The organism is Streptomyces sp. NPDC002845 (assembly GCF_053591955.1).
Genome location: NZ_JBSFUU010000021.1, coordinates 1,785 through 10,448, shown reverse-complemented (window position 1 = coordinate 10,448; position 8,664 = coordinate 1,785). Strand labels below are relative to the sequence as shown.

7 protein-coding genes are annotated in these 8,664 nt (G+C 71.3%); 4 read left to right on the top strand and 3 right to left on the bottom strand.

Annotation, left to right across the window (positions count from 1 at the left end; all coding sequences use genetic code 11):
- Positions 1 to 43: 43 nt before the first annotated feature.
- A complete protein-coding gene (locus tag ACWD3C_RS17220; protein WP_451144679.1) occupies positions 44 to 943 on the bottom strand; it encodes a hypothetical protein in 900 nt (299 codons plus the stop codon).
- A complete protein-coding gene (locus ACWD3C_RS17215; RefSeq protein ID WP_451144677.1) occupies positions 940 to 1,983 on the bottom strand; it encodes an SPFH domain-containing protein in 1,044 nt (347 codons plus the stop codon). The genes ACWD3C_RS17220 and ACWD3C_RS17215 overlap by 4 nt, the downstream gene beginning before the upstream one ends.
- Positions 1,984 to 2,139: 156 nt before the next feature.
- Here ACWD3C_RS17215 and ACWD3C_RS17210 point away from each other — a divergent pair, with 156 nt between their 5' ends.
- Together ACWD3C_RS17210 and argF are read left to right on the top strand one after the other, a co-directional pair.
- Complete coding sequence (locus ACWD3C_RS17210) at positions 2,140 to 3,363, top strand: arginine deiminase (protein ID WP_451144675.1); 1,224 nt, start codon at positions 2,140 to 2,142, stop codon at positions 3,361 to 3,363.
- 96 nt (positions 3,364 to 3,459) lie between these two features.
- Positions 3,460 to 4,467, top strand: coding sequence for an ornithine carbamoyltransferase (gene argF / locus ACWD3C_RS17205; protein WP_451144673.1), 1,008 nt, complete (start codon positions 3,460 to 3,462; stop codon positions 4,465 to 4,467).
- 99 nt (positions 4,468 to 4,566) lie between these two features.
- Here argF and ACWD3C_RS17200 read toward each other — a convergent pair whose 3' ends face one another.
- Positions 4,567 to 5,025 carry an ATP-binding protein gene (locus ACWD3C_RS17200; RefSeq protein WP_451144671.1) on the bottom strand — a complete coding sequence of 153 codons (459 nt, stop codon included), beginning with the start codon at positions 5,023 to 5,025 and terminating at the stop codon, positions 4,567 to 4,569.
- Positions 5,026 to 5,327: 302 nt separating this feature from the next.
- Here ACWD3C_RS17200 and ACWD3C_RS17195 point away from each other — a divergent pair, with 302 nt between their 5' ends.
- Together ACWD3C_RS17195 and ACWD3C_RS17190 are read left to right on the top strand one after the other, a co-directional pair.
- Complete coding sequence (locus ACWD3C_RS17195; protein WP_451144669.1) at positions 5,328 to 6,155, top strand: enoyl-CoA hydratase family protein; 828 nt, start codon at positions 5,328 to 5,330, stop codon at positions 6,153 to 6,155.
- Positions 6,140 to 8,440, top strand: a complete 2,301-nt coding sequence (locus tag ACWD3C_RS17190) for a bifunctional salicylyl-CoA 5-hydroxylase/oxidoreductase (protein WP_451144667.1) — start codon at positions 6,140 to 6,142, stop codon at positions 8,438 to 8,440. The genes ACWD3C_RS17195 and ACWD3C_RS17190 overlap by 16 nt, the downstream gene beginning before the upstream one ends.
- Positions 8,441 to 8,664 lie beyond the last annotated feature (224 nt).

The following is an 8,664-nucleotide window of genomic DNA, read 5'->3' as shown; positions in this document are numbered from 1 at the left end:
GTTGTGTGGTATGGGGGCTGAGGCGGGGCGGATCCGCCCCTCCTCAGCCCACCAACCGCAACCGACCCTCCGCCACCCCCACCCGCACCACCTGCCCCCACGTCAACTCCACCGCGTCCCCCTCCATCCCGTCCCCGAAGGCGATGAGCCGGTCGGACTCGACGGTGAGCCGGAGTCGCGCGGAGGGCGCGAGTTCCCCGGCGACCAGGGACGTGCTCGTGGCCGGCGAAGGCCAGGCCTCGCGGACGAACCACAGCAGCCGTGACTCGGTGGGCCCGGGCAGGGCCAGCCCGCTGGACCGCTCCTGCCACAGGGAGCGGATCCAGCCGCTCGCCCCGGTGCCGGTGCCGACCAGCACACCGGACGAGGCCTGGGGCTCGACGGCACCCCTGTCGTCGTCGAGCCCCAGGCGGTACCGGGCGGTCTGGTGCCCCACCGCGCCCACATAGATCTCGTTGAGCGCGACCAGCCGCTGCGCGTCGTCGGCGACGGCCTCGACCATGGTCAATTCGTCGACGACGCACCCTCGTTCCACCGTCGAGGCGATCAACTTCCGGGCGTCCGAGGGGCGGTGACGCACCAGGACACCCGGATTGCGCCCGGAGTCCGTGTTGATGCCGACCACCGGCTGCCCCGCCAGGTATTTCGCCGCGTTCGCCACCAGCCCGTCCTGCCCGACCACGACCACCACGTCCTCGGGCGCGAAGAGAAAGCGGTCCAAGTCACCGCGCTCCACCCGCGCCTGACGCCAGGTCAGCGGAACCGAGGAGGTGACTTCCGTCAGCGCCCGCCGCCCGCGCCGGTACCGCTCGGCCACCTCTTCGATGTCCCGCCCCCGGGAGCGGAGGAAGAACGCGGCCTGCCCGTGCGTTCCGTGCCGGGCCACCAACTCCTCGTACTCGCTGGTGCGATGGACCAGCACCACCCTCGGCGCGAGACTCATGACGCATCCGCTGAAGCGCCTCGCAGCCTCGACAGCAGACCGGTCAGCACATCCGGCGACACGGTCACGCTCTCGATCCGCGGCAGGTTCTCCGCCAGCCGTGTCCCCGTGAGGGCGTGCAGCGTCGCCGCGTCCACTTCCGCGTGCACCCGCAACCAGGCCGCCTGCGCCTCGGCCCGCGCCTGTCCGACCGTCCGGGCCGCCTGGGCCTCCGCCTCCGCGAGCCGTACCGCCCGCGCGGCCTCGGCTTCCGCGAGCCGTACCGTCCGGGCCGCCTCCGCCCCGGCCCGCACCGTGTCCGCGGCGGCGCGCTCCTCGGCCTCGCGGCGCGCGTTGGTGCCCTGCTGGTCGACCAACTGCTCCTCGCGGCGGGCGAGTTCGATCCGGCTGGCGAGTTCGTTCTCGGCGATGGCGCGCTCCCGCTCGACGGCGACGGCCCGGCGTTCGTAGGTGGCCCGGTCCGCCTCCTGCTGGATCTGCTCGCGGGCGGGGGTGCGCAGCGCCCGCTCCACCTCGGGTTCGGGGCGCAGGGCCACCACGCGCACCGCCACGACCTCGATGCCGGTGGCCGGGAGCCGGGGCTCGGCGGCCAGCCCGCCCGCGACCCGTTCCCGTACCGCCGCGACGCCGTCGACCAGGGCCGCCGCCAGTGGCGTACGCGCCAGGACGTCCAGCGCGTGCTGCTGGGCCGTCTCCGTCAGCAGCGTCGAGAGCTGTTCGAGGGGCGTGCCGCGCCAGGCCCCGGTGTCGGGGTCGATGGAGAAGTCCAGACGCGCGGCCGCGATCGCCGGGTCGCTGATCCGGTATGTCACCGTGGCCTGCACCGCCACGTTCTGGAAGTCGGACGTACGGGCGTGGAACGTCATCGCCAGCTCCCGGTCGTCCACCGGCACTTCGGAGAGCGCGGCGGTCAGTGAGCGGTACCAGAAGCTCAGCCCCGGGCCGTCGTGGACTATCCGGCCGGAGCGGTGGTGGCGGATGTGGGCGGTGGGTGCGCCCCGCAGGTGCCGCAGGCCGAGCCGTCTGGTGATGTCCGCCATGGAGGGTCCCCCTCGCTGTTGATTTTCGTCACTAAGACGATAATGGTGGGCGACAGTTATCGTCAAGGGGACGAGATTGGTGTGCCCGAGCGGAGCGCAATCGCACGATCCGGCCAACCAGCGGGTGAACACGCGCGCGAATGTCAGGATGAGAACATGGGATTCCACGTCGACTCCGAGGCCGGGCGGCTGCGCCGCGTCATCCTGCACCGGCCGGACATAGAGCTCAAAAGGCTCACCCCCAGTAACAAGGACGCCCTGCTCTTCGACGATGTGCTGTGGGTGCGCCGGGCGCGCGCCGAGCACGACGGGTTCGCGGACGTGCTGCGCGACCGCGGGGTCGTCGTTCACCTCTTCGGCGACCTGCTCACCGATGTCCTGGCGATTCCGGCCGCCCGGACGCTCGTACTGGACCGGGTCTTCGATGAGAAGGAGTACGGCCCGCTCGCCACGGACCACCTCCGGGCCGCCTTCGAGGGATTGCCCGCGCAGGAGCTGTCCGAACTGCTCGTCGGCGGGATGACCAAGCGGGAATTCCTGGACGCGCACGCGGAACCGATTTCCGTCCGCTTCCACGCCATGGAGCTCGACGACTTCCTTCTCGGGCCCCTCCCCAACCACCTCTTCACCCGCGACACGTCCGCCTGGATCTACGACGGGGTCTCCATCAACGCCATGCGCTGGCCGGCGCGCCAGCGCGAGACCGTGCACTTCGAGGCGATCTACCGGCATCACCCCCTCTTCCAGGCGGAGACCTTCCACCTCTGGTCGGAAGGCCAGGCCGACTACCCGTCCACCATCGAGGGCGGCGACGTCCTCGTCATCGGCAACGGCGCCGTCCTCATCGGCATGAGCGAACGGACGACGCCCCAGGCCGTGGAGATGCTCGCGCACAAGCTGTTCGAGGCCGGGTCGGCGCGCACGATCGTGGCGCTGGACATGCCCAAGCGGCGGGCCTTCATGCATCTCGATACGGTGATGACCATGATCGACGGCGATACGTTCACCCAGTACGCCGGGCTCGGCATGCTCCGCTCGTACACCATCGAACCCGGCGTCGACGACAAGGAGCTGAAGGTCACCGACCATCCGCCGGAGCACATGCACCGCGCCATCGCCGCCGCGCTCGGGCTGAACGAGATCCGGGTGCTGACCGCGACGCAGGACGTGCACGCGGCCGAGCGCGAGCAGTGGGACGACGGGTGCAACGTGCTCGCCGTCGAGCCGGGGGTCGTGGTCGCGTACGAGCGGAACTCGACGACCAACACGCACCTGCGCAAACAGGGCATCGAGGTCATCGAGATCCCGGGCAGCGAGCTGGGGCGGGGGAGGGGCGGCCCGCGGTGCATGAGCTGTCCGGTGGAGCGGGCGGCCGTATAGAAATGTGGAACATCGTATAGAATTCCACCGTCATCTCTGTTCGGTTTCCCGTGTCCGCAACGTGTCCGCGACCCGTCAGCACCCCAGGAGCGCCCCATGGCGACAGTCCCGACCGCCCTCGCCGGCCGCCACTTCCTCAAGGAGCTGGACTTCACCCAGGAGGAGTTCCGCGCGCTGATCGAGCTGGCCGCCGAGCTCAAGGCGGCCAAGAAGGCCGGGGCCGAGACGCGGTACCTGCGGGGCAGGAACATCGCGCTGATCTTCGAGAAGACCTCGACGCGCACCCGGTGCGCGTTCGAGGTCGCCGCGGCCGACCAGGGGGCGTCGACGACGTATCTCGACCCCTCCGGGTCCCAGATCGGACATAAGGAGTCGGTGAAGGACACCGCGCGGGTGCTCGGCCGGATGTTCGACGGGATCGAGTTCCGCGGCGACAGCCAGGCCGCCGTCGAGGAACTCGCCGCGTACGCCGGTGTGCCCGTCTACAACGGCCTCACCGACGACTGGCACCCCACCCAGATGCTCGCCGACGTGCTCACCATGCTGGAGCACTCCACCAAGCCCCTGAACGGGATCACCTTCGCCTACCTCGGCGACGCCCGCTTCAACATGGGTAACTCCTACCTCGTCACCGGGGCGCTCCTCGGCATGGACGTACGCATCGTCGCGCCGCAGGCCTACTGGCCCGCCGAGGACGTCGTCGCCCACGCCCGCAAGCTCGCCGAGGCCAGCGGCGCGTGCGTCACCCTCACCGAGCACCTCACCGAGGGCGTCCACGGCGCCGACTTCGTCGCCACCGACGTCTGGGTCTCCATGGGCGAGCCGAAGGAGGTCTGGGACGAGCGCATCAGAGCCCTCTCCCCGTACGCCGTCACCATGGACGTCCTGCGCGCCACCGGCAACCCCGACGTCAAGTTCCTCCACTGCCTCCCCGCCTTCCACGACCTCGGCACGAAGGTCGGCCGCGAGATCCACGAGACCCACGGCCTGGAGTCGCTGGAGGTCACGGACGAGGTGTTCGAGTCCGAGCACTCGGTGGTCTTCGACGAGGCGGAGAACCGCCTGCACACGATCAAGGCGATCCTGGTGGCGACCCTGGCCTGAGGGGCCTGAGGGGCCTGAGGGGCCTGAGGGGCCTGAGGGGCCTGGCGGAAGTCCGGTGGGGTAGCGCGCGCCAAAGGGGCGCGGGGCTGCGCGGAGCGCTCAGGCGTAACGGCGCTGCTGCGGGATCACGGGCAGCCGGAACCACACCGCCTTGCCGGATTCCGTCGGACGGTGTCCACAGGAGGAGCTGAGGGCGCGGATCAGCAGGAGCCCGCGGCCGTGTTCCTGCCAGGGGTCGGGGCCGTCCGGGTCCTCCGGCGCGGGATGCGTGAGGTTGCCCGGCGGTGCCGGATCGGGGTCGTGGACCTCGACCTGGCAGCCGGTCGGCAGGAGCTCGACGACCAGCTCTATGGGGCCCTTCCCCGCGGCGTGCTCCACGGCGTTGGCGACCAGCTCCGCGGTGAGGAGCTCCGCGGTGTCGCGGTCGGCGCCGTGCCCCAGCTCGGTCAGGGCGGTGCGGACCAGCGCACGGGCGACGGGCACGGCCGCGGAGGTGTGCGGCAGCGCGATGCGCCAGGAGGCGGGGGCGGGGGGTTCGTGCAAGGCGGGTCCGTTCATGGAGCAGGCTGTCCTGCTTTCAACTTCTAGGAATGGTACGGCGCCGCCCGGCAGAGCCGCTCGGCGGGCGCCGTACGGGACCCTCGTCCCGTCGTCGAGCGGTTACCCAGGTGAACGGCGCGCCTCGCGCGGCTGTGCCCGCCGTTACGGGGCTATCGAGAACCCGTGACCGGCCCCCGTCAATCGGTCACATCGGCACAGTGTTATCGCGCAGTCGTGACGGTGGTCACGGATGAGTGATAACTTCGTGGGACAGCCGTACCGTGACTTGCCTCGACGCCTCGACGAGGAGGCCGCCCGTCATGAGTCCCTTCACCGGCTCCGCCGCCCGCACCCCCGACTGGCGGCATCTGAGGTGCGCGATCGACGACGGGGTCGCCACGGTCACCCTCGCCCGCCCCGAGAAGCTCAACGCGCTCACCTTTGGTGCCTACGCCGACCTGCGCGACCTGTTGGCCGAGCTGTCCCGCGAGCGGTCCGTACGGGCGCTGGTGCTGGCGGGAGAGGGGCGCGGCTTCTGCTCCGGCGGTGACGTCGACGAGATCATCGGCGCGACCCTGTCCATGGACACCGCCCAGCTCCTCGACTTCAACCGGATGACCGGCCAGGTCGTCAGGGCCGTACGCGAGTGCCCGTTCCCGGTGATCGCCGCGGTGCACGGCGTGGCGGCCGGGGCGGGGGCCGTGCTGGCGCTGGCGGCGGACTTCCGGGTGGCCGACCCCAGCGCCCGGTTCTCCTTCTTCTTCACCCGGGTCGGCCTGTCCGGCGGCGACATGGGCGCCGCCTATCTGCTGCCCCGGGTCGTCGGCCTCGGCCACGCGACCCGCCTGCTCATGCTGGGCGAGCCGGTACGGGCACCGGAGGCCGAGCGGATCGGCCTGATCAGCGAACTGGCGGACGAGGGCCGCGCCGACGAGACCGCACAGTCCCTGGCCCGCCGCCTGGCCGAGGGCCCGGCCCTGGCGTACGCCCAGACGAAGGCGCTGCTCACGGCGGAGCTGGACATGCCGCTGGCGGCGGCGGTGGAACTGGACGCCTCGACCCAGGCCCTCTTGATGAACGGCGAGGACTACGCGGAGTTCCACGCGGCGTTCACGGAGAAGCGCCCACCGAAATGGAGGGGGCGGTGACCGCGCCCACCCACCCCCTACGAGTCGCCATCATCGGCGGCGGCCCTGGCGGCCTCTACGCCGCCGCCCTCTTCAAACGCCTCGACCCCGCCCGCGAAATCACCGTCTGGGAACGCAACGCCCCCAACGACACCTTCGGCTTCGGCGTCGTCCTCTCCGACGAAACCCTGGGCGGCATAGAACACGCCGACCCCGTGGTCTACGAGGCCCTCCAGAGGGACTTCATCCGCTGGGACGACATCGACATCGTCCACCGCAACATCCGCCACACCTCCGGAGGACACGGCTTCGCCGCGCTCGGCCGGCGCCGGCTGCTGGAGATCCTGCACGAGCGGTGCCGCGCGCTGGGCGTCGAGCTGCGCTTCCGGACCGAGGCTCCGTCGGCGGACCGGCTCACCGAGGAGTACGACCTCGTCATCGCCGCCGACGGGGTGCACAGCACCACCCGCGACGCGTGCGCCGAGGCGTTCCGCCCCCACGTGACCGGCCACCGCTGCCGTTACATCTGGCTCGCCGCCGACTTCGCCCTCGACGCCTTCCGCTTCGAGACCGCGGAGACGGCACACGGCGTGATGCAGCTCCACGCCTATCCCTATGCGGCCGACGACTCCACCGTCATCGTCGAGATGCGCGAGGAGGTGTGGCGGGCCGCCGGATTCGCTGAGCTGGAGACATCCGAGTCCGTCGAGCGGTGCGCGAAGGTCTTCACCGAAGCGCTTGGCGGGCGGCCGCTGAGGTCCAACAACTCCACCTGGACCACCTTCCGGACCGTCGTCAACGAGCGCTGGTCGTACGGGAACCTGGTCCTGCTCGGCGACGCCGCGCACACCGCGCACTTCTCCATCGGCTCCGGCACCAAGCTGGCCGTCGAAGACGCCCTCGCCCTGGCGGCCTGTCTGGAGGAACAGCCGTCCCTGGAAGCCGCCTTGGCCGCCTACGAGGAGGAACGGCGCCCCGTCGTCGCCTCCACCCAGCGCGCGGCCCGCGCCAGCCTGGAGTGGTTCGAGAACCTCGCCCTGTACCTCGACCAGCCGCCCCGCCAGTTCGCCTTCAACCTGCTCACCCGCAGCCGCCGCGTCACCCACGACAACCTGCGGCTGCGCGACGCCCACTTCACGGAGTCGGTGGAGCGCGAGTTCGGCTGCCCGCCCGGCACGCCCCCGATGTTCACCCCGTTCCGGTTGCGCGGCCTGACCCTGCGCAACCGTGTCGTCGTCTCACCGATGGACATGTACTCGGCCGAGGACGGCGTCCCCGGCGACTTCCACCTCGTCCACCTCGGCGCACGGGCGCTCGGCGGGGCCGGGCTGGTGATGACCGAGATGGTGTGCGTGAGCCCACAGGGGCGGATCACGCCAGGCTGCGCCGGGCTCTGGACGCGCCAGCAGGAGGACGCCTGGCGGCGGATCGTCACGTTCGCGCACAGCGCGGCGCCGGGCACCGCCATCGGAGTCCAGCTCGGCCACTCCGGCCGCAAGGGTTCCACCAAGCTGATGTGGGAGGGCATGGACGAACCCCTGGACGACGACAACTGGCCGCTCGTGGCCGCCTCCCCGCTCCCGTACAAGCCGGGGAGCCAGACCCCGCACGAGCTGACGCACACCCAACTGACCGACATCCGCGAGCAGTTCATGGCAGCCGCCCGGAGTGCCGCCCGCTGTGGCTTCGACCTGCTCGAACTCCACTGTGCCCACGGTTATTTGCTCTCCGGGTTCCTCTCCCCGCTGACCAACCACCGCACCGACGCATACGGCGGTTCACTCGACCGGCGGCTGCGCTTCCCGCTCGAAGTCTTCGACGCCGTACGAGCGGCGTGGCCGAAGGAGCGGCCCATGACGGTGCGGATCTCCGCCACCGACTGGGCCGACGGCGGGACGACCGCCGAGGACGCCGTCGAGATCGCGCGGGCCTTCGCCGCGCACGGCGCCGACGCGATCGACGTGTCGACCGGGCAAGTGGTGGACGGTGAACACCCCGAGTACGGACGCTCGTACCAGACGCCCTTCGCGGACCGCATCCGCGGCGAGACCGGCGTCCCGGTGATCGCAGTCGGCGCGATCTCCTCCTGGGACGACGTCAACTCCCTGATCCTGGCCGGTCGCACCGACCTGTGCGCCCTCGCCCGCCCCCATCTCTACGACCCGCACTGGACCCTGCACGCGGCGGCGGAACAGGGCTACACGGGACCGGGCGTCACCTGGCCCGCCCCCTACCGCGCAGGCAGCCGCCCCCCACGCACGGGACGCACGGACGCCCCCAAGCCCCGCTTGACGCTGGGGAGTTGAGCCGCCTCATGGCGAGGAGCCGGGCTCGGCCGAACGCCCCGCCCCGGACCCGTGCCGTGCCATGCCGTGCGGGCCGTGGCCGCTCCTGGGTCCGGACGCATGGACGCCCCCAAGCCCCCGCTTGACGCTGGAGTTGAGCCGCCTCATGGCGAGGAGCCGGGCTCGGCCGAACGCCCCGCCCCGGACCCGTGCCGTGCCATGCCGTGCGGGCCGTGGCCGCTCCT

Coding starts and splice junctions, on each gene's coding strand:
- ACWD3C_RS17220 (WP_451144679.1), bottom strand. CDS start 943: ATGAGTCTCGCGCCGAGGGTGGTGCTGGTCCATCGCACCAGCGAGTAC.
- ACWD3C_RS17215 (WP_451144677.1), bottom strand. CDS start 1,983: ATGGCGGACATCACCAGACGGCTCGGCCTGCGGCACCTGCGGGGCGCA.
- ACWD3C_RS17210 (WP_451144675.1), top strand. CDS start 2,140: ATGGGATTCCACGTCGACTCCGAGGCCGGGCGGCTGCGCCGCGTCATC.
- argF (WP_451144673.1), top strand. CDS start 3,460: ATGGCGACAGTCCCGACCGCCCTCGCCGGCCGCCACTTCCTCAAGGAG.
- ACWD3C_RS17200 (WP_451144671.1), bottom strand. CDS start 5,025: ATGAACGGACCCGCCTTGCACGAACCCCCCGCCCCCGCCTCCTGGCGC.
- ACWD3C_RS17195 (WP_451144669.1), top strand. CDS start 5,328: ATGAGTCCCTTCACCGGCTCCGCCGCCCGCACCCCCGACTGGCGGCAT.
- ACWD3C_RS17190 (WP_451144667.1), top strand. CDS start 6,140: ATGGAGGGGGCGGTGACCGCGCCCACCCACCCCCTACGAGTCGCCATC.